A 20120-nucleotide genomic window follows, 5' to 3' on the forward strand; every position below is an offset into this window, starting at 1 on the left:
GCCTGTTGCTCTGCCGTGCGCGCCGCCGGTACGCGTCGCTCCGTGGGTGTGGCCGTGCCGCTCCCGTCAGCCTGTTCAGCCCTCGTCCACCGCCACGAAGCGCAGCTCGGAGGTGTAGGCCCCGCCCTGGTCGTCGGTCAGCCAGGCCTGTTCGGGGCTCGGCAGCATCTCGGTGAACACGGCCCGGCCCCCGGGCTCCTTGCGGGCCATCCTGCGGACGGCCTTGGCGAGGATGTTGACGTAGACCGGGCTGTCGAAGTCCACGTAGAACGGCCGGGTCTCGGTCGGCAGCACGACGAACACGAACCGCGGCAGTTCGCGCCGCTCCCGCCACTGCCGGGCCCGTACGAAACGGCGGGCCTCGTCCTTCTCCTCGGCGAAGTCCATGTCGGACGGGGGCAGCCGCCAGGTCTCGCGGGCCACCACCAGCCGGTCGACGGTGACCCGGGGGGAGTGGTCGGCCCCGTCGGGCAGGATCTGGAACAGGTCCATCGCGAGGGTGGTCAGGACGTGCGAGAACACGTCCACCGCCGGGAACTCGGACCCGTCGGGCAGCACCACCGCCAGCTCGCCGTCGGCCCGCTCGGTCACCGCCACGTCGGCGCTGAGCACCGTACGGGGCCGGCCCGGGTCGGCGGTGAAGTCGACGAGGGCGACGTAGTAGTCCTCGGGGCGGACCAGGACCTGCCGGGTCCGCGCGGAGAGCCGGGAGCGGTGCTCCTTGGGCAGCAGCGGCAGCAGCCGGGGACCGGGATGGTCACGGCCGGTGAGCCCGAGCAGCTCGCCGGCGTCCGGGTGCTGGTTGACGAACAGCGAGGAGCCCAAGGTGTTGGCGGCGACGTGCAGTTCGCCGAGGACCAGTTCGAAGTCGCCGCGGGCGACGGCCTGTTCCCCGGAGGCGGCGATCATGATGTCGGGGCTGAGGTAGCGGGCGGCGGTCCAGCCGCCGCCCGGACCGCCGAACTGCTCGGCGACGGGCCCCGCGACGGCCTCCAGCGGCAGCCTGACCCGGCGGGTGCCCGGCGGCGGCGCCAGGATCGCGTCCCAGCGCCTGCGGAACTCCTGCTGGAGCCCGGCGGACTCGGCGCGGGCGGCGCCGTGCAGGATCGGCATGCAGGCGAACCAGAACCCGGCCAGGTCGACCGGACCCTGCCCGGCCAGCCGTCGGTACACCTCCCGCGCCCGGGCCATCACGGCGTCGGCGAGCCGCGCGGTGAGCCATCCGGCGCTGGTCAGCAGCGGATCCAGCGGGGCGAGGGCCTCGTGCACGGTCCGCCCGAGGGCGGCGGTCGCCGCCCGGCGGCAGTCGGAGTACACCAGCGCCCGGCAGGGCGCCGTACCGGCCGCCTTCTCGCGTACGGCGGCGGTCTCCGTCAGCGCGACGAACTCGCCCTCCAGCTCCGTCAGCGCGGCCACCAGCGCCTCGGGCCCCCGCGCCTCGCCCACCCGGTCCCGGCCCCGCTCCAGGGCGTCCAGGGCGGCCAGGGCGGGCTCGCGCAGCCCCGCGTCCCCGACCCGGTCCAGCCAGGCCCGCAGGTGCCGCTCGGGGCGGGCGTCGGCGGGCACCTCCAGCTTCCACACCACCCACCGGCGGGCGACCAGGTCGGCCAGTACGGCGGACACGTCCACGCCCGGCAGCGCGGCGCGGATCTCCCGCGCGGGGCGTACGCCGTCGCAGAGCGCGAGCACGGCGCGCCCCTCCTCGCCGAGGGCCTGGCGCGGCCGGCCCGGCACCGTCACGTCCGTCCCGGACTGGCGGACGAACGGCACGCGCCGGGGCGCCACCCACTCCCGTACCGCCGGATCGGCGTCGATCCGCGCGGCGAGGGCGTCGATGGCCCAGCTGGCGAAGTACACCTCCGATCCGGCGATCAGGCCGGTGCCGGGGTCGACGCGGACGCCGTCCGCCGCGTCCGCGGAGAGGTCCCAGCGGCCCCAGCCGACGGGCCCGAAGAACCCGATGGTGTCGTTCTTGACGCAGAACCGCTGCCAGTAGTGGGCCACCAGCTCCTCGCGCTGGCGGGGCATGCTGGTCCGGCCCGCGGCGGTCGGCGTCCAGTTCAGGAAGGGCGTGATCCCGGAGGCGAGCACCGGGCGGTTCTGCCAGGCCACCGCCTCCCGGAAGGCGGGCATCCGGGCGATCTCCTGGAGCGTGTGCGCCGTCTCCACCTGGGCTTCGGCGAACAGGGCGGTGAACTCCCCCCACCGCTCACCGGCCAGGGCGGCCGGGCCCTCGCCGGGATCGAACTTGTCGGCGGCCGAGGCCAGCCCGTCCGGGGCCAGCCGCAGTACGCCCCCGGCCGGAAATCCCGCGCCGCGCAGGGCGAATTGCTCCCAGAGTCGCCAGCGGCCGCCGGGTACGTAGGTGTCCGTCATGACCGGCCCCTCATGCCTGGACGAAGTCGGCGTGGACGACGTCGGCGAGGTCCGCGGGCGAGGGGTAGGCGAAGACCAGGGCCACCGGGACCTCTGCCCCGAGTGCCTCCTCGAGCCGTGCGGTGATCCGGAAGGCGGTCAGCGAGTCGCCGCCCCACTCGTAGAAGTCGCTCTGCTCGTCGAGCTCGGCGACCCCCAGGGTCTCGCGGTAGATGGAGACGACCAGCTCGGTCAGGGCGGTGGAGGTCAGCTGCGCGGTCAGGTTCGCGGTCTCGTTCACGGTCGTGGTCATGGGTTCTCCTCCAGGAGCGGACGTGTGGTGTGGGTGGTGGCGTCGCTGGTGCGGGTCGTGTCTGTGGTTCAGGTGGTTCAGGTGGTGCAGTGGGTACGGGAAGGGGTGGCCGCCGCGGCGGCCGCCATCAGCGCCGCCTTGGTGTTGCCGCCCGAGACGACGGCGACGGAGCACCCGGTGGTGCGGCCCGCGCGGATCGCCCCGGCCAGCGCGACCGCGCCGGACGGCTCGGCCTCGAACCCGCGCCGGCGCAACAGCGCGGCCGCGTCGAGGATCTGCGCGTCGGACACGGTGACCAGGTCGTCGACCCGGTCCCGGACGATCGGATACGGCACCGCCCCCGGCTGCTGCCCGCGCAGCCCGTCGGCGACGGTGTCACCGGGCGCCAGCCGTACGGGGTGCCCCGCGGCCAGGGACCGGGCGTAGCGGGGGGTGCCGGCGGGCTCGACGCCCACCACCCGCACCGGGTGCCCGTACGCGGCGAGGCACACCCCGGCGAGCAGCCCGCCCCCGCCGGTCGGCACGTACACGGTCTCCGTGTCGGGCGCCTCGGCGAGGATCTCCAGACCGACCGTGCCCTGCCCCGCGACCACCAGTTCGTGGTCGGAGGAGGGGATGAGCACCGCGCCCGTCTCCTCGGCCAGCTCCCGAGCCCGGGCGTCGCGCTCGGCGACCCCGCCCGGTACGCGGACCGTACGCCCGCCGAGGGCCTTGATCACGGCGATCTTCGCGGGATGCGCCCCGCCGGCCAGCACCACCGTCACCTCGGCGCCGAGCGGGGCGGCCAGCCGGGCCAGCGCGATGCCGTGGTTCCCGGAGGAGCCGGTCACGATCCGGCGGGCGCCGAGCGCCAGGACGGCGTTGGCGGCCCCGCGCAGCTTGAACGACCCGCCGTACTGGAGGTGTTCGGCCTTCAGCAGCAGCCCCCGGCCGGTCCGGCGCAGCTCGGGCCCGGGCAGCCCCGCGAGCAGCGGGGTGCGCCGTACGTGGCCGGCGATCCGCGCCGCCGCGGCCTCCACGTCGGACCGGCCGAGCGGGACGCCCCTGGCGGATGCGGCGGGTGTGGCGGGTGTGGCGGGTGCGGCGGATACGGTCGATGAGGCCGGCGCCCTGGGGGTCATGGGCGCGCGCGGTCCGGGCAGCGCGATGGACGTCCGGGGTGCGCGCGGCGCGCTCGGTGCGGTGGTCACGGCCGGCCTCCGGTCTGCGACAGGGCGCGGCGGTCGGCCTTTCCGCCGCGGGTGGTGGGCAGCTGCGCCAGCCGTGCGAACCGGCGCGGCATCAGGTGCGGGGGGAGCGTGGCGCCCAGGTGGGCGCGCAGCGCCGCGTCCTTCACCTCCGTCAGGTCCCCGGTGACGTGCGCGACCAGGAACACCCGCCCCTGCGCGTCGGTGTCGGGGGTGACGACCGCCCCGGTGACCCCGGGATGGGCCAGCAGCGCGCCCTCCACCTCGGCCGGGTCCACCCGGTAGCCGCGGATCTTGACCTGGCGGTCCCGGCGCCCCAGGTACTCCAGCCCGTTCGGGCCCAGGGTCGCGAGGTCACCGGTCCGGTACATCCGCGCACCGGGCGGCCCGAGCGGATCGGGTACGAAGCACTCGGCCGTACGGGCGGGCCGCCCGCGGTAGCCCCGGGCCACCCCGGTCCCGCCGATGCAGACCTCCCCGACGGAGCCGTCGGGCACCGGCGACAGCGCGGCGTCCAGCAGCCGGACCACGACCCCGTCGATCGGCGTGCCCACGATGTCGGTCAGGACGTCGGGCTCGGCCGGAACGGCGTGGCGGGTCGAGGTCATCGTGCACTCGGTCGGCCCGTACTGGTTGACCAGCGCGCCCGGCACCAGGGCCCGGCCGCCGGCCGTCAGGAAGGGGCGCAGCGACTCTCCGCTGGACACCACCACCCGTACCCCGGCCAGCAGTCGGTCCGCGTCCGGCTGCCCGGCCAGGAAGGCCAGGAAGGACGGCGTCACGCTCAGCAGCGCGGTCACCGCGTGCTCCCGTACGGCGGCGCCGAACTCCTCGGGCCGCAGCAGCGCCGAACGCGGCACCACGACCAGCCGCCCGCCCGCCAGCAGCGGGGCGAAGGTGTCCCGCAGGGAGGCGTCGTAGCCCAGCGGGGCCACCTGGAGCGCCACCGTGTCCGGACCGAGCCCGTAGTCGCGGGCGACGAAGCGCAAGTACGAGTCCAGACCGGCGTGTTCGACCAGGACGGCGCTGGGCTCGCCGGTGCTCCCGGAGGTGTGGCTGACGTACGCGAGGGCCCGCCCGCCGGGCGGCCCGCCGGGCCCGGGGCCCTCCCCGGTCAGGCTTCCCGGGCGGTCGAGCAGTACGGGGGTCCCCGGGACCGGCAGGTCGAGCCCGCCGGCGAGGGCCGAGGAGGTCAGCAGCATGTCGGCGCCGCCGCTGCGGACGAGCGCCGCCAGCCGGGCCGGCGGCTGCTCGGGGTCGAGGCTCAGGAAGGCCGCCCCCGAGCGGACCACCGCGGCCGGTGCGACCACGGCGTCCACCCCGCGCTCCACGGCCACCGCGCACACCGTCTCGGGCCGGGCGCCCCGGGCCCGCAGCACCGCCGCCAGCGCGTCGATGCGGGCGATGAGCTCCCCGTACGTCACCTCGCCGGCCGGTGTGGTCACCGCGATCCGGCCGGGGTCGAGGGCGGCGTGCGCGGCGATGTCGTCGACGAAGGTCCGCATCACGCGCTCCCGTCCGCGGCGGGCTCCTGCGCGGGCCGCGAGACGTCGGTGACGGTCTGGTCGACGGCGACGAAGCGCAGCTCCGAGGTGAACGCGGCGCCCTCGTCGTCGGTCAGCCAGGCCTGCTCCGGCGTCGGCAGCATCTCGCTGACCTTCAGCTTGGCCCCGGGGTCCTTGCGGGCCAGCCGGCGCGCGGCCTTCGCCAGGATGGTCAGGTACACCGGGCTGTCGAAGTCCACGTAGAACGGCCGGGGTTCGGTCGGCGAGACCACGAACACGAAGCGGGGCAGATCGTGTTCCTGCCTCCAGTGCCGGGCCCCCACGTACCGCTTGGCCTCGGACTTCTCGTCGGCGAAGGCGAGTTCGGAGGCGGGGAAGGCCCACGTCTCGCGCGCCACCACCATCTTGTCGATGCTGATGCGCGGGGTGTGGTCGCCGTCGGGACGCAGCGTGAACCGGTCCATGACGCGCTGCGTCAGGGTGTTCGCGTACACGTCGAGCAGGTCGAACGCGGCCCCGTCGGGCAGGACCGCCATCAGCAGCCCGTCCCGGTCCTCCACGGTCACGTCGGCGCACAGGACGGTGCGCGGACGGTGCGGGTCCCCGGTGTCGTCGACCAGCGAGACGTAGTAGTCCTGCGGCCGGTCCAGCGAAGGCCTGCTGCGCGTCGACCACTTGAGCGGCAGTTCCTTGGGCAGCATCGGCAGCAGCCGCGGCCCGGGGAAGTCGCGGGTGGTCTCGGCGATCAGCTCCTCGCGGTCGGGGTGCTGGTGGACGAAGAGGGAGGCGCCCATCGTGTTGAGCGCGCTGTGCATCTCGCCCAGCACCATCTCGAAGTCCCCGCGGGCGACGGCGTCCGCGCTGTCGGCCAGCAGCAGTACGTCCGGGCTGAAGTAGCGGGCCAGCGACCAGCCCGCGCCGGGCTCGTCGAACTCCTCGCGCACCCGCTCCGCGATGTCCGCCGAGGACACCCGGACCCGGCGCGCCCCCTCGGGCACGGCCAGGATCCGCGCCCATTTCGCGCGCAGCTCGGCCTGGACGGCGTCGAGATCGCGGCCCGCCTCGGGGTACGGGGAGGGCAGGCAGCCCAGCCACATCGCCCCCAGGTCCACCGGGCCGGCCGCGCGCAGCCGCTCGTACACCTCGCGGAGCCGGGGCCGGACCCGGTCGGCGAAGCGGTTCGTCATCCAGCGCGCCGCGGTCAGGCACTGCGCGAGCGGGGTCAGCTCGTCCAGCAGGGCGGTGCCGAGGGTGGCCGTCGCCGCGCGCCGGGCGTCGGAGTACACGAGCCCCCGGCAGGGCGCGGTCCGCTCGCCCTTCGAACGCTGGGCGTCGGTGGCGGTCAGCGCCGCGAAGTCCGCCTCCAGGGCGCCGATCGCCGGGGTCAGCGCCTCGGCGTCGAGGCCGGCCGCCTGGACGGCGTCCCGCCCGCGCTCCAGGACGGCCAGCTTCTCCAGGGCCGGCTCCCGCAGGGCCGGATCGCCGATCCGCTCCAGGACGGCCCGCAGCTCCCGCTCCGGGTAGGTGCCGGTCGGCACGTCGAGGCGCCAGTGCACCCACCGCTTGGCCACCAGCCACTGCACCGTCTCGGTCGCCTCCGCCACCGGGATCCCCAGCGCCTCGGCGATCGCGGCCGCCGGCCGGGTCCCGTCGCACAGGTCCAGTACGGCGCGGGCGGTCTGGCCGATGGGCTGCGGCGGCCGGCCCGGCAGGTGCACGGACAGGCCCTCGGCCCGTACGAAGGACACCCGGCGCGGCGGTATCCACGCCCGCAGCGCGGGGTCGGCGTTCAGCGACTTGGCGAGGGCGTCGATGGCCCAACTGGCGAAGTAGACCCGCGAGTCGGCGAGGAACCCGCCGGTGCCGGGATCGACCTGCACCCCAGCGGTGGCGAGGTCCCAGCGCCCCCACCCGACCGGCCCGAAGAACCCGATGGTGTCGTTCTTGACGCAGAACCGCTGCCAGTAGTGGGCGACGAGCTCCTCGCGCTGGCGGGGCATGCTGGTCCGGCTCGCGGCCGTCGGCGTCCAGTTCAGGAACGGGGCGATGCCGGTGCGCAGTACGGCCGGGTTCTGCCAGGCCACGGCGGCCCGGAAGCGCGGCGAGGCGGCGATGTCCTGGAGCAGTTCGGCGGTGGCGACCGCGCCGGTGTCGAAGGCCCCGGTGAACGCCTCCCAGTCCGGGCCGGCGAGGACGTCGCCCGGGCCGAACTTGTCGGCGGCGAGGGCGAGTCCGGGCGGAGCCATGCGCAGGACCCCCTCGGCCGGGAAACCCGGACCGCGGAGTGCGAAGTGCTCCCACAACCGCCACCCGCCGGTGGGCAGGTGCACGGTCTCTGGGGTGTCCGACATGGCGGAGCTCCTTCCAGCCTGATGGGGTGACGTGGCCGGCGGCGCTGTACCTCTCGGTCGCCACCCTGGCTGCCCCGAACACTGCCGCCGCGCACCCCGGCGCCACCAGGGAAGGAGCGGCAGCACCGACCGCCGGTCCTTCTGCGCGTTTGTCCCTATGGCGGCCCGCCCCGGCGCTGCACGCTGTGACCCATCACGGAATGACCGAACAACAAGGGGAGGGCCGGACCAATGACCGCGACCGACGACGAGAACGGCTACCGGGTCGTGCGCAACGACGAGGAGCAGTACTCCATCTGGCGTGCGGACCGGGAGCTCCCGGCCGGCTGGCACGCCGAGGGCACGGAGGGCGCCCGGCAGGAGTGCCTGGACCACATCGCCGCGGTATGGACGGACATGCGCCCGCTGAGCCTGCGCCGCCGCCTGGCCGAATCCTGAACGGGGCCGCGAACGCCGGTCGGCGTGGCTGAGCCGCGGGGGAACGGAGCCCCGCCGACCGGTGCACCTCCTGCCCGTGGAGGTGACCCGCACGGAGCGCGACGCCCTCGGCCGGTCGGTCCGCATCACCGACCCGGTGGATCGTCTCCGAGACCGACTTCGACGGCCGCACCGTCACCTACCGGCCGGCCGTCCGCGTCGACGCGCTCGGCGGGACCATCGCGTTCGAGCGCGACCAGCTCGGCCGGGCGATCGTCAAGGACGTCGACGGCCGGGTGACGCACTACGCGTACGACGCCGTGGGCCGCCGCACGCGCCGCACCACACCCACCGGGGGCCACCGCGTCGACTTCACCCACGACGCCGCCGGCCGTGAGCTGGCCCGCGTCTTCGGCGACGCGGTCACGGTGACCTCCGCCTGGGACGAGGCCGGACGACCGTCCGAGCAGCACATATCCGCCGGTGGGCGCGCCGTGAACACCCGGGCCTGCGCTACCGCACCGACGGCCATCTGACATCCGTCGCGGACCGGCTGGCGGGCACCCGTACGTTCGACCTCGACCTCGACCCGGCGGGCCGGGTCACCGCCGTCCACGCCCAGGGCCGGACGGAGCGGTACGCGTACGACGACGCGGGCAACGAGACCTCGGGGACCTGGCCGGACCAGCACCCGGGCGGCGAGGCCACCGGATCGCGCACGTACACGGGCACCAGCCTCACCCGCGCCGGAAACATCCGCTTCGAGTGCGACATCCACCGATTGCCCACGAGGACATCGTGGAGGGCAAGCTTCCCAGCAAGAACGGCTATATGGCCCCGGCCAAGCAGATCAGGTGAGGCGGCTCACGATGCAAATCCGGCGCAGTACCTGACCACCGCATACGCCGACCCCGACCCCGCCCCTCCGTCCCCTGCCACCCGTCGGCTGCTCACCGAGTGCCTGGATCTGGTCACCGATCCGCTGATCTACGACGTGGAGGACCGGGAGCCGGCCGCCCTGGCCCGGCTGCGGGCCGCCGACGAGGCCCTGCGCGAGCAGCGCGGGGACCGCCACCGTGCCGACGCCCTGGCCGCGATGATCGCCAACCTGGTGGACATCTACGGGAACTGGTAACCGCACGTGCATCCTCCGACTGCTGCCGGCCGCTGCTGATCGGGGGCAATCGCGGGACACGGTGGGGGTGGGTCCGTAGGGTGGCGGGAAAGGATGGGGGAGGGGTACGTGGGGGGACGGCAGTTACCCGCGCTCGCGCAGTATCGGACCGATGCGGTGACGCGGCACCTGTGCGCGGGCGCGCATCTGGACGAGGGCTTCGCCCGGGACGTGGACGTGGAGCTCACCGAGGACCGGCTGCGTGCCACCGGCCTCTCCCTCGGCATCGACCTGGTCGCGCTGGCCCGGCACGGGCGCGCCGCGGTCCGGCGGATCGACGTGCGGGACCGGCGACTGGCCTGGATCTGCGGGGTCGGGGTGTGGGCCGCCGTGCCCGTGCTGCTGTACGCGGTGGTCGGCGGCCTGTGGGGGCTCGCGTACGCGGCCGCGGGGCTCGTCGTCCTCGCGTACGCGAGCGCCTGGTGGCTGGTCCACCAGGCCGAGAGCCGGGCCCGTACCGCCGCGCTCACGGTGGAGCACGGCACGGAGCGCCCCGCCGGCCTGGCCCCGGCCGTCGAACCCGAGGTCGAGCAGCGGCTGTTGGAGCAGAAGCGGGCCAACGTGGTCCCGTACACCGCGAGTGCCGAGCGCACCAACCCGTTCGTGGGCAGCGGCTCCAAGCTCAAGGAGATGGTCTGGCAGCCCATCGACGTCAGCCGCCCGGCCGACGACCCGGCCGGCAACGGCGCCAAACTGCCCATCAAGCCCTTCGACGCGGTCGACCTGCACACCTACGTGGCCCGCGAGATGGAGCACATCGCCGGCCTCAAGGGCCTCCAGGTCCGCAACCGGCTCTACGTCATAGGCAATCACGTGCCGTACGTCGGCGCGGAACTGCTCCCGGACCGGCTGAAGCGGCCTCTCGCGCAGATCCCCAAGCAGCTCGTCCAGGCGGGCCTGATGCAGTCCGGCGCCGGCATGCGCACCTACCTCAGCCTGGTCCGGGCCGGTGAGGGCGGCCGCGCCATCGTCTCCATGCACCTGCGCGCCCGCCTCCACCACCCCAGCCTCACCTGGGAGGTGTCGGCGTACGGCATCCCCCCGCTCCAGGACCGCTTCGACCGGGTGAACCGGCTGCCGGTGGACGGGTTCGAGCGCTGGTGGAGCCTGGTCGCCCACGCCACCCGCACCGCCGGGCCGACGCTGCTCGGCGCCGCCTCACGCATCAACCGCCGCTCCTCGGCCCGCCGCCGGCGCGCCCGCGCCCTGGAGAAGGTACGGCGCGAGATCGACAAGCGGCACATGCTGTACGACTACGGCGCCGTGGACAGCATCCGCGAACGGGTCGCGGACTGGGACCAGTTGGGCTACACCGAGCGCACCGACTCCCAGGACTTCCTCCAGCGCCTCCAGCAGGGCGTGCTGATAGCGACCGAGCGGTTCCTGAAGGACCACAACGTCGACACCAGCTCCTACGACCAGGCGCAGCAGGTCATCAACACCCACACCTACACCTTCCAGGGCAGTGTGCAGGCCGGTGTCATCGGCGACAACGGCACCGTCAACCACCACGGCGGACCGGGCGCCTCGCCCGGCGGACCCCAGGGCGGCCAGGGCCGCGGCGCGCCCTGACCCCACGACCAGCGGAAGCAGGAGAGCGCATGGGCACCTTCAACTTCAACAAGGACGTCAACGCCGGCATCATCGGCGACCACGGCACCATCAACATCGGGCAGCAGGACACCGCCGCCGAGACCCTGCGGCTGGCCGCCGAACTCGCCCAGTGGCTCCGCGACCAGGGCGCGGCCCAGGAGCGAATCGCCGCCGCCGAGATCCTGCGCGGTGAACTGGACCAGGCCGCGCAGGAGCGGCGCGCCGCCGAGCCGGGGGTGATCCGCCGCTCCCTGGAGACCATCACCCTCGGTCTCGGCGCCGGCAGCGGCGGCCTCGCCCTCGCCCAGGAGATCGGCCGCCTCCTGGGCAACTGACCCCCTCCGGACGCTACTTCGCCCGTACGACGGCCCGCGCGCCGCCGAAGTCCAGCTCCAGGCCCGAGCGCAGCGGTACGGTCTGGCCGGGGTCGATCCGCTGGGTGGAGCCGTCGGCGCGGGTGCCCGTCCACGTCGAGGCGGACCGGTTCGCCAGCCCGAACCGGCCCGGCTTCTGCGGGTGTTCGGTCAGCAGCGCGACCAGCGTGCCGTCGCCGTAGTCGTGCCGGGCCGGCTCCGGGGCCAGGTGGTGCGCCTGCACCCGCGAGGAGCGGTGCAGCAGGATGTGGTGCTCGGTACGCGGCGGGGGCGTGGTCAGCACCAGCCGCGGCGGCAGCACCAGCGTGCTCCCGCAGCCCCAGCAGGTACCCGGATCGGCGGACCGGGGCTCGGTCATGTTCTGCCGCCCGCACTGCGCGCACTCCACGACCGCGTCGAGCACCGCCCGCAGCGTGTCCCGCCACTGTGACTCCCGTACCCGCGTCGTCGGATCGTGCAGGCCCGCGGTGAAGTTCTTGGTGAACAGCTCCCGCAGCGAGTCCGGCGCCGCCGCCCAGGTGGCCAGTACGGTCGCCTGCTCGGTCGGGTCGGGCGCGTTGGACCGGTCCTGCGGGTCGAAGACGAACAGCGGCTGCTTCCCGTACAGCTTGCGCTCCGCCGCCTCGTCGAGGCAGTGGATCGCCAACTCGCGCCGCCCCTTGAGCGGATGATGGTTCATCAGCAGCATGAACAGCAGCACCGACAGGGAGTGCAGATCGCTCTGCGTGCCGGGGGCGACCCCAGGGTCGCCGCGCACCAGCTCCGGCGCCATGAACTCCATGGTCCCCGAGATGCCGGTGCTGTCGCCCTCCACCACCGCGTTGTCGTTGTCGCAGACGAGCACGTCGCCGGTGGCCGGGTCGAAGAAGATGTTGCCCCAGGAGATGTCCCGGTACGCGATCCCGCGCGAGTGCAGGGCCTGGTAGGCCTCGACCGTGTACAGGCAGGCCTTGAGCAGGGCCCGCGTCGAGGTGCGCAGCTGCCGCCGGAACAGCAGGGGCAGGCCCTTGAACCGGTCCGGGCGGATGTCCATGAGGTACCCGAACGCGCCGCGCCCGTCGGCCACGAAGTCCAGGGGCCACAGGAAGCGGTCGTCGTCGAAGCCGCGGCCCACCAGCTGGCGGACGATGCCCTCCTGGGCGGGGGTCGCGCAGGCCGGGTAGTACCACTTGAGCGCCTGGTACCCGGCGGGGGTCCGCACCCGGTAGACCTCGCCCTGCCCGCCGGCCCCGAGCAGGTCGAACACCTCCACGCCCAGACCGCTGTCGGTCGTCAGCAGGGTCCCGCTGTCGAGCATGCCGCTCATTCGTCTCTCCCGTGAGGGTCGGTCGGTGGTGCCGGGTCGGTGGTCGGGGGCCCGCCGGGGTCCGGGGCGGGGGGCGCTCCCGGGGCCGCCTCCGAGGCCCGCTCCGGGGCCGCCTCCGGGGCCCGCTCCGGGGCGGCTTCCGGAGCCCACTGCGGGGCCGCCGGGGTGCCCCGGTGCCAGGCGGCCACCAGGGTGGTGTCGTCCCCCGAGTGCTGGGAGGCCCTGGCCAGCCACCGCGGGAGGACGGCCCGTACGGTGTCCGCGCCCTCCGCCGACAGCCGGTCGTCCAGCCCGGCCATGAACTGCAGGAACCCCCGGTCCGAGGCGAAGCTCTTCGACAGCCCGTCGGTGGAGACCGCGACCAGCCGGGGCGCCCGCGAGGGGGCCGTCACCGGAGCCCAGTGCGTCCGTACGCGCAGCCACGCCTCCGGGGTGCACAGCGACTCCGTCTCGTCCCCCAGGTCCGCCTCGGCCGGCGCCAGCGGTACGGTCACCCGCCCGTCGTCGTCCACCACCGTCAGCTCGCCGTCGCCGAGCTGCCAGGCCGCGAACACCCGGGGGGTGAGCACCGCGCCGACGAGCGTGCTCCCGTACAGCAGCACCTTGTGCTCCTCGGACAGTCCCGGCTCCTCGTGGGAGCTGGTCCGCGCCCAGTTGCCGAGCACCTTCTCCCGCCAGGCGCTGACCAGTTGGCGGGGGAACGCGTGCTCGGCGTAGTGCATCAGCCAGGCCAGGCTCGGCGGCCGCTCGTCGCCGCGCGGCTGCGCGAGCGCCCCGAACCGCCGGGCCTCCTCGACGAAGAGGTCCACGGCGAAGCGGGAGCCCAGATGGCTGCGGGCGTGCGCGGCCGAGCCGTGGCCGTCGGCCACCGCCATGATCAGCGGCTCTTCGGCCGTGCCGCGGCCCTGGACCTCGCAGTAGTCCTGGTTGCGGGTCTTGTTCACGCCCTGGACGCTCTGGAGGAGCGTGGCCCACAGTGGCACGGGCGCCGGTCCGGGCGGTGGTACGGGCGGTGGTTCCGGTGACACGGGTCCGCTCACCACACGTCGTCATCGTCGTCGTCGAGCACCGGCGGGGCGTACGGTGGCTGCTTGGCGAGCGGGTCCGCCGCGCCCGCCACCATCTGCGAGGCCGCCTTGACCGCCGCCGTCGAGGCCCAGCGGATCGCCGCCGCCAGCTGCTTGGGGCTGTTCGCGTCCAGCGGCTGGAGCTCCGGATTGCCGAGGAACTCCTGGAGCACGGTGCGGTCGGCGTCCGCGCCGATCGCGATGGCCACCCGTACGGCCTTGCGCCCCCACGGGGTCGCGTCCACCGCCCGCAGACCCGCCTTCCAGTCGTCCGTCGGCACCCCGTCGGAGACCAGCGCCAGCACCGGCTTCAGCGCCCGCTGCGGCATCGGCGGGGTGTCCAGCTCCCGGGCCACCATCTGGAGCGCCTCGCCCAGGTTGGTCATGCCGTCCACCTGGACGTCCTGCCAGGTGAAGTTCTCCACCGGCACCGGGTCCTGGTGGTGCCACCGGGCCGTGGTGGAGAACGTCATGGTGCGCAGCAGCAGTTGGGCCGCCGGATTGTCCTGCGCCACCGAGCGCATCTCCGGAACGGCTTCTCTGATCGCGTAGTTGAGCTGGCCGATCTTCTCGCCCTGCATCGAGTACGAGCAGTCGAGCAGCCAGATGAAGTGGACGGGCCGGTTCGCCATCGGCCCGCCGGGGATGTCACTCACCGCTAATCTCCTTCAACTCCCGAGCCATTGCGGTACGTACCGCACGAGCGCCGCCACCCCGGCGGCCGCCGTCATCACGACCGCGGCCACGAACAGGATCAGCATCAGCAGCCGCCCCCGTGCGATCTGCGGTGTCACCATGGGCAGTTGCTCCTCTCAGTGACTCTTGGACCCTAGCCTTCGCCCCGCCCCACGTCACAGGCTTGATCGATCCGGTGCCGACGGGTCGGCCGGTTCGCCGGGGCGCGTACGGCCGGTCCCGCCGGTCCCGCCGCGTGGTCGCGGCAGCCGGGGGAGCCGCGGGAGGCGGGGGAGCCGGGGCTGCCGGGCCGCGCCGGGCGCGCCGCCGGCCCGCAGGCCCGTCCGCGACAGCAGCCACAGCACCGGCTCCGCCGCCCTCCGCTGCTCGGCCACCAGGGCGCCCGCCCCGGTGGCGGCGTGGGCGCTGACCGCCCAGTAGCGGGCCGCCGCGAAATCGTGGTCCAGGGTGCGGACCAGCCCGCCGAGCTTGATCTCGCCCAGCCAGGCATCGACCGGCCCCTCCGGTCGCGGCAGCGAGCTCAGCTGGTCCAGTACGTCCCGCTTGGTCACCACCACCGCCGCCCCCAGGCGCCCCCGTCGGCCGCCGAGGCCCTGGAGCTCGCCGGTGAAGGCAGCGTACGTGTCCACCGGACCGAGGTCGGCGGGCCGGGCCGCCACCGCCAGCCTCCTGTCGCCCTCGCGCAGGGCGCGCCGTACGCCGGGCGCCGCCAGCACGTCCCAGACCAGCACCACCCCGTCGGCGTGCGCGAGGTACTGCTGGAGCCGGGTGGTGGCCGCGTCGCGCAGCGACTCGCCCATCGGGTCGTACAGGTAGAGCAGCCGCCGGCGCTTCAGCGGACCGCGCCCGCTCCCGACCAGCAGCATCAGGGCCCGGGGCTGCCCGCCCTGCGTCTTGAGCGCCCACCCCGAGGTCTCCAGCTGCCGGCCCAGGGTGTTGGCTTCGCGCCGGTCGGCGATCGAGGCGAACTCGACGGTGAGCGCCGACTCGTGCGACCAGGAGCGCAGCCCGTCGAGCATGGCCGCCATCAGCATGGTCTTCCCGGCGGAGGTGCCCCCGATCAGCGGCAGGTGCACCACCCGCGTCGTGCCCACGGCCGCCGGAAGCTCCTGATCGCAGTGCGGGCACCGCAGGGCCAGCTTGCGTCTCCCGGCCAGAGTCGTGGTGGGCAGCGCCCGCCCGCACCGGCAGACGTGCCGCAGTGCCCCGAACCGGCCCGGCCGCAGCTCGCGGTGGGCGGCCCCGCAGCCCGGGCACAGGTGCACGGCCAGCGGGAACGGCCGGTAGCAGCCCGGGTACGGGCACTTCATGCGGATGCCGCGGGCCAGCTTCCACAGCCGCTCCGCGCTCCGCCCGCCCGCCACCCCGGCCAGGGCCACGCCCCGCACGAGCAGCAGCTGGGCGGCGAACGCCACCGCGATGCCGAGGAGCAGGGCGGAGGCGAGCAGCGCCGACAGCAGCGCGGCCAGGGCCGTCGCCGGGGCGAGCAGCCGCAGTACGAGCCGTGCGATGACGTTCTCGGCCCGATCGCCGGTCGACGCGTTGCGCCCGTTCAGCAGGCGGCGGCGGACGAGCTCGTCGAGCCAGTGGTGGACCAGCAGATACCACACCGTATGCGCGGCCGTCCGGGCGGCGGCCGCCGCGTCGATCCACATCTGCCGGGCCCAGTAGGCGGGTTGTGCCGGTTCCGGACCCGTGTACGGGGAGACCCGCGGGTCGGGAGACCCGGGGACGCGCGGCCCGAACGCGGTGGCGGCCGCCCCCAGGGCCAGTGCCAGGAAACGCCACAGCCCGTACCCGAGGCAGATGACCACCCCGATCGCCACCGTGGTCCACCCGAACGTCTTCGCGATGAGCGCCAGGTCCACGCCGCCGGAGGTCACGGCCGCCTCCCGTCGTCTCCGGGTCCGCCGGGTCCGCCGGATCCGGAGGGCCCGCCGGGCCCGCCCGCGTCGCCGGGCGCGATGGGCCCGCCCGACCCGCCCCGCGGCGGCGGGTTCCCGGCCGCGCCCTTCGCGCCGCGCCGGCCCGAGCCGCCGAAGCGGTCGCGCAGCCGCCCGAAGGCGCCGGGCCGCAGCCAGCCGCGGAACTCCTCCGACCAGCGGCCGCCCAGCCGGGCCACGGCCTCCTCCACCGCGGCGAGCTGCGGCGCCGGCAGGCCCCGTACGACCGGGCGCAGCACGCCGTCGAGGAGGTCGGCGCGGGTCTCCTGCCATGCCGGGCCCGCCTGGGGCTGCGAGGACCAGGTGGCGAAGCACTCCGCCGCGTACCGGGGGTCGAGCCTCAGCCGGTCCGCGACCCGCGGCTGCCGGGCGGCCCGGCGGTACGCCGCCAGCAGCTCGGCGTCGTTGCTCTCGATCAGGGCCCGCAGCTCGCTCTCCGGCCGGTCGTCGGCGAGCAGGTGGGCGGCCACCGCCGCGTACGCGTGCTCCCGTGCCGTCGGCGCCGGGTCCGCCGTGCCCAGGGCCAGGGCCTGGCGGACCCAGCCCGGGCCGATCTCCCCGGCCCGCAGGTTCCGGGCCAGCTCCAGCAGCAGCAGCGAAGCGCGCAGCGGGGTGGGGAGTTCCGCCGAGGAGCGGCGCAGCAGCTCCACCGCCAGTGCCTCCGCCTCCCGGTCGCCGGCCGGGGCGGACACGGCCGCCCGCGCGAGCAACTCCCAGGTGCCTGCCTCCCGGTGGGCCCGCTCGCCCAGCGCGGACAGGGCCAGCCAGGCCTCGCCCGCGGTCGGCGGCTCCGCGCCCCACACCAGCCGCATCGCCGTCCGCAGCACCAGCGGATCCGCCTCCAGCGAGGTGCCGGAATGCTCCACGAGCCGGGTCAGCGCCTTCATCCGGTCCCCGGCCGCGGCCGCCGCGGGAGCCTGCGCGCACATCCGCAGGTGCGGCAGGGCCCCGGCCCCGGTCGGCCGCAGCGGGGTGACGGTGAACAGCCGTGCCCCCGCGGCCGGATCGCCCGCCGCGAGCCCGTCGAGCCGGTCGAGTACGAGCTCCCGCAGCCGCGGCAGCTCAGCCAGCGCGGCCCCCACCGCCTCCCCGTACGCGGACCCGGGATCGGCGATCAGAGCCTGCGCCAACTGCCGTGCCACATCGGGCAGGAGGGCCTCGGTGTCCACCCCGAGCTCCGCGGAGACCCGCAACAGCCCGGCCCGGTCGGCCGCTTCGCGCGACGGGTCGGTGAGCGCCGCCCGCAGCTCCGGCTCCAGCTCGGCCGCCAGCCGCAGCCGGGCGGGCTCGCCCAGCAGCCCGGCGGGCGGTGCGGCGCCGCCCGAGCGGACCGCCCCGGCCAGCGCCAGCTCCACCAGCGGCTCGCTGACCGCCGGGGGCGCCCAGCCCGCCAGGGCCGACAGCAGCCGCCCGCTCGCGGCGGCCTCCTCGGGCCCCCGGTCCCCGGCCGGACGGGCCAGTGCCCGGGCCAGCGCGTGCAGTTGTACGTCGTCCAGGGCGGCCCGGTGTCCGGCGGCCCAGTCGGCGGCCGCGGCCCGGCCCGCCGAGTCCAGGCCGACGCCGGCGGCGAGCGCGAGCGCGGCCAGCGGCCCCGCCTCGTACGGCCCGTAGGGCCCCGACGGCTCGTACGGGCCCGGCGTCCCCGGCGTCCCCGACGGCCCGCCGGGCGGTCCGGGCAGCCGCCGGACGTGCGCGAACAGCTCCTGCCGCTGTGCCTGCCAGATCCTCGCGGCGGTCTGCGCCCATGCGTCGGGGGCCGGTTCGGGCGCCGCCGCGCGGGCGGCGTCGTACACCCGGTAGCGGTGCTCCTGTCCGGCGAGGCCCAGCCCGTCCTCCGGCACCACGCCGATGATCTGCTGCCGGGCGAGCTGCGGCCGCCGGGTGTACGTGGTGAAGGTGAGCCACTGCCCCCGCCGGTGCGGCAGCACGCTGCACGCCAGCATGATCCACCAGGCCACGGCCTCGCTGTCCTGCTCCACCAGCACCAGCTGCGGGGTCGCCGGATCCTCGGCGAGCCGCCGTACGTCGGCGAAGAACCCGGCGAGCCAGCGCCCCCGGGCGGCCACGAAGGCCGCCAGCGCCCCGAGGTCCAGCGGGCCCGGGGCGGGCACCGACGCCAGCGGCGGCACGGGCGCCCCGGCCGGCGGCGAGTCGGCCGCCCACTGCGGGGAGCCCCAGGCGGTGATCGGCAGCTGCCCCCCGGCGGGCCGGTCCGTGTCGGCCGGCTGCGGCAGGTGGACCGCATGGGCGTGGAAATTGCCCCAGCGGCCGCTGTAGTCGGCGCCCGTGTACACGGAGCGGGCCAGCAGCCGGCTGCCGTCGGAGAGCACGTTCAGGCTCAAGGCCTGCGGAAAGGCGCCCAGTTGGTCCGCGCTCGGGCGCGGCGGCGCGTCCCGGGGCGGCTCGTAGCCGATCAGCTGCTCGGCCTCGCGCAGCAGCGAGGCGGGCACGCCGGGGCTGACGGCGGTGAACCGGAAGCCCGAGCCGTCCGGGCCCGGCGGCGCCGAGGTGTAGTGCAGTTGCGCGAGGTTCACGCCTCTCCTCCCGAACCGTGACGCGGGCCCTCGGTCCCGGCCGCCGCGGCGGCCGTACGGCGCCCCGCGCCACCGCCGGTCCCGGAGCGCGGCAGCAGCCCGCCCAGTCCCAGCAGCCACAGCAGCGGGTCCTCGACCCGCAGCGGCTGCGGCCCCGACTTGGGGGCGTCGGCCGGGGCGTGCGCGGGCGGTGGGGAGCCCAGCGCCGAGAGCCCGAACAGCGACAGCTGCGCGAAGTCCCGGTCCAGCTGCCGGAACAGCGCCCCCGAGTCCCAGCCGTCGAGCAGCCCCCGCATCTCCTCGTGCACCGCCAGCCGGTCCTCGTCGTCCACCGCGCCGCCCGCGTGGCCGGCATTGCGCCGCAGCGGGGAGTGCGGCCCCACCAGCGAGAACAAGGAGTCCGTCTTGGTCACCGCCACCGCCACGGGCGTGGTGACCCGGCCGCGCGAGGTGCCCCGCCCGTGGGCCCGCAGCTGGGCCGCGAGGTCCGCCGCGATCTGCTGCGGCGGGGTCTCCACCGTGGGCAGCGGAAGGTCCGCGTCCACCGGCAGCTGGTCGCGTACGGCCCGCATCTGGAGCGGGTCCACCAGCAGGATGATCCCGTCGGCGGCCGCCAGGTAGTGCGTGTAGCGGTCCATGGCCTCGGCGCTGCCCAGGTCCTCGCCCGCCGCGTCGAAGAACACCAGCGCGGTGTGCCGGCTGCCGTCTCCGCGCAGCCGGCGGCGCAGCGGCAGGCTCAGCCGGTACAGCAGCGGGTCGTTGAAGCCGAGCGCCGCGGGTCTGGTCGCCTCGGGCAGCCGCAGCCGGTCGTACAGGTCCTCGGCCATCTCCCGGTCCCGGCGCTGGGTTTCGCCGCCCATCGCCGTGATGGAGGCGCCGTACGCCCGGCCCACCCGGTTGCGCAGTTCGTTGATCAGCACCGAGACGTACGTGCTCTTGCCGGACGCCTTGGGGCCCAGCAGGGCGATGATCCGGGTGTCCTGGTCGGTGTAGTCGCTCGGGAAGTCGCTGTGGCAGCGCAGACAGACCCGGACCGGGGTGGACACCCCGCAGTGCGGGCAGTCCGCGCGCGTGCCCCCGCCACTGACGAGACGGCCGGCGAGGCCGCGCGGGGCGGTGAAGACCGGTCCGCGCATCTTCAGTGCGGGGGGCACGCTCGGGCCCATGAACTCCGCCCACGTCTCGTCGAGTTCGGCGGTGCACGGTTTGCCGCCGCGCACCCCGGTGGCGGACATCTGGCAGCGGAACGGCAGCCGGGCGGCGGCCGAGCGGTCGAAGCAGTAGGGGCAGACGACGGAGGTCATG

At 75.3% G+C, this 20120-nt stretch carries 17 protein-coding genes; 5 read left to right on the top strand and 12 right to left on the bottom strand.

Annotated elements, in window-relative coordinates; translation table 11 throughout:
* Nucleotides 1–75 precede the first annotated feature (75 nt).
* From IF02_RS0107415 to IF02_RS0107435, 5 genes are all read right to left on the bottom strand, one after another.
* Nucleotides 76–2376, bottom strand: coding sequence for a lantibiotic dehydratase (locus IF02_RS0107415; RefSeq protein WP_030154602.1), 2301 nt, complete (start codon nt 2374–2376; stop codon nt 76–78).
* A gap of 10 nt (nt 2377–2386) precedes the next feature.
* A complete protein-coding gene (locus tag IF02_RS0107420) occupies nt 2387–2668 on the bottom strand; it encodes an acyl carrier protein (RefSeq protein WP_051695926.1) in 282 nt (93 codons plus the stop codon).
* A 77-nt stretch (nt 2669–2745) separates the two neighbouring features.
* Nucleotides 2746–3858 (bottom strand): threonine ammonia-lyase, encoded by a 1113-nt coding sequence (locus IF02_RS0107425; protein ID WP_234318119.1) that lies wholly within the window; start codon nt 3856–3858, stop codon nt 2746–2748.
* Nucleotides 3855–5360: an amino acid adenylation domain-containing protein gene (locus IF02_RS0107430; RefSeq protein WP_030154607.1), complete on the bottom strand. Its 1506-nt coding sequence runs from the start codon at nt 5358–5360 to the stop codon at nt 3855–3857. Before IF02_RS0107430 ends, IF02_RS0107425 begins: the two co-directional genes overlap by 4 nt.
* Nucleotides 5360–7711 (bottom strand): lantibiotic dehydratase, encoded by a 2352-nt coding sequence (locus tag IF02_RS0107435; protein WP_030154609.1) that lies wholly within the window; start codon nt 7709–7711, stop codon nt 5360–5362. The genes IF02_RS0107430 and IF02_RS0107435 overlap by 1 nt, the downstream gene beginning before the upstream one ends.
* A gap of 231 nt (nt 7712–7942) precedes the next feature.
* Here IF02_RS0107435 and IF02_RS0107440 point away from each other — a divergent pair, with 231 nt between their 5' ends.
* From IF02_RS0107440 to IF02_RS0107460, 5 genes are all read left to right on the top strand, one after another.
* Nucleotides 7943–8149 (top strand): MbtH family protein, encoded by a 207-nt coding sequence (locus IF02_RS0107440; protein ID WP_030154611.1) that lies wholly within the window; start codon nt 7943–7945, stop codon nt 8147–8149.
* A 275-nt stretch (nt 8150–8424) separates the two neighbouring features.
* The gene (locus IF02_RS36070; RefSeq protein WP_030154612.1) at nt 8425–8664 is read left to right on the top strand and encodes a hypothetical protein; all 240 of its coding nucleotides are present in this window, start codon (nt 8425–8427) and stop codon (nt 8662–8664) included.
* A gap of 458 nt (nt 8665–9122) precedes the next feature.
* Complete coding sequence (locus IF02_RS35110; RefSeq protein WP_199809192.1) at nt 9123–9263, top strand: hypothetical protein; 141 nt, start codon at nt 9123–9125, stop codon at nt 9261–9263.
* 156 nt (nt 9264–9419) lie between these two features.
* The gene (locus tag IF02_RS0107455) at nt 9420–10874 is read left to right on the top strand and encodes a hypothetical protein (protein WP_106977232.1); all 1455 of its coding nucleotides are present in this window, start codon (nt 9420–9422) and stop codon (nt 10872–10874) included.
* Nucleotides 10875–10903: 29 nt separating this feature from the next.
* The gene (locus tag IF02_RS0107460; RefSeq protein ID WP_030154616.1) at nt 10904–11230 is read left to right on the top strand and encodes a hypothetical protein; all 327 of its coding nucleotides are present in this window, start codon (nt 10904–10906) and stop codon (nt 11228–11230) included.
* A gap of 13 nt (nt 11231–11243) precedes the next feature.
* Here the strand turns inward: IF02_RS0107460 and IF02_RS0107465 are convergent, their stop codons facing one another.
* From IF02_RS0107465 to IF02_RS0107495, 7 genes are read right to left on the bottom strand one after another with little or no spacing between them, the layout of a single operon-like run.
* Entirely contained in the window at nt 11244–12575 is a 1332-nt protein-coding gene (locus tag IF02_RS0107465) for a protein kinase domain-containing protein (protein ID WP_030154617.1), read from the bottom strand.
* On the bottom strand, nt 12572–13558 hold the full coding sequence (locus tag IF02_RS0107470; RefSeq protein ID WP_234318120.1) for a protein phosphatase 2C domain-containing protein: 987 nt from the start codon (nt 13556–13558) through the stop codon (nt 12572–12574). The genes IF02_RS0107465 and IF02_RS0107470 overlap by 4 nt, the downstream gene beginning before the upstream one ends.
* A gap of 53 nt (nt 13559–13611) precedes the next feature.
* Nucleotides 13612–14274: a vWA domain-containing protein gene (locus IF02_RS0107475; RefSeq protein WP_030154621.1), complete on the bottom strand. Its 663-nt coding sequence runs from the start codon at nt 14272–14274 to the stop codon at nt 13612–13614.
* A gap of 36 nt (nt 14275–14310) precedes the next feature.
* Nucleotides 14311–14439 (bottom strand): hypothetical protein, encoded by a 129-nt coding sequence (locus tag IF02_RS35890; RefSeq protein ID WP_267880912.1) that lies wholly within the window; start codon nt 14437–14439, stop codon nt 14311–14313.
* Between the two features lie 54 nt (nt 14440–14493).
* A complete protein-coding gene (locus tag IF02_RS0107485; RefSeq protein WP_234318121.1) occupies nt 14494–16221 on the bottom strand; it encodes a TRAFAC clade GTPase domain-containing protein in 1728 nt (575 codons plus the stop codon).
* Nucleotides 16218–18815, bottom strand: coding sequence for a GTPase-associated protein 1-related protein (locus tag IF02_RS0107490; protein WP_078621939.1), 2598 nt, complete (start codon nt 18813–18815; stop codon nt 16218–16220). The genes IF02_RS0107485 and IF02_RS0107490 overlap by 4 nt, the downstream gene beginning before the upstream one ends.
* Nucleotides 18812–20119 carry a TRAFAC clade GTPase domain-containing protein gene (locus IF02_RS0107495; RefSeq protein ID WP_234318122.1) on the bottom strand — a complete coding sequence of 436 codons (1308 nt, stop codon included), beginning with the start codon at nt 20117–20119 and terminating at the stop codon, nt 18812–18814. Before IF02_RS0107495 ends, IF02_RS0107490 begins: the two co-directional genes overlap by 4 nt.
* Nucleotide 20120: the final 1 nt, after the last annotated feature.

The organism is Streptomyces sp. NRRL S-244 (assembly GCF_000717915.1).
Lineage (GTDB): Bacteria > Actinomycetota > Actinomycetes > Streptomycetales > Streptomycetaceae > Streptomyces.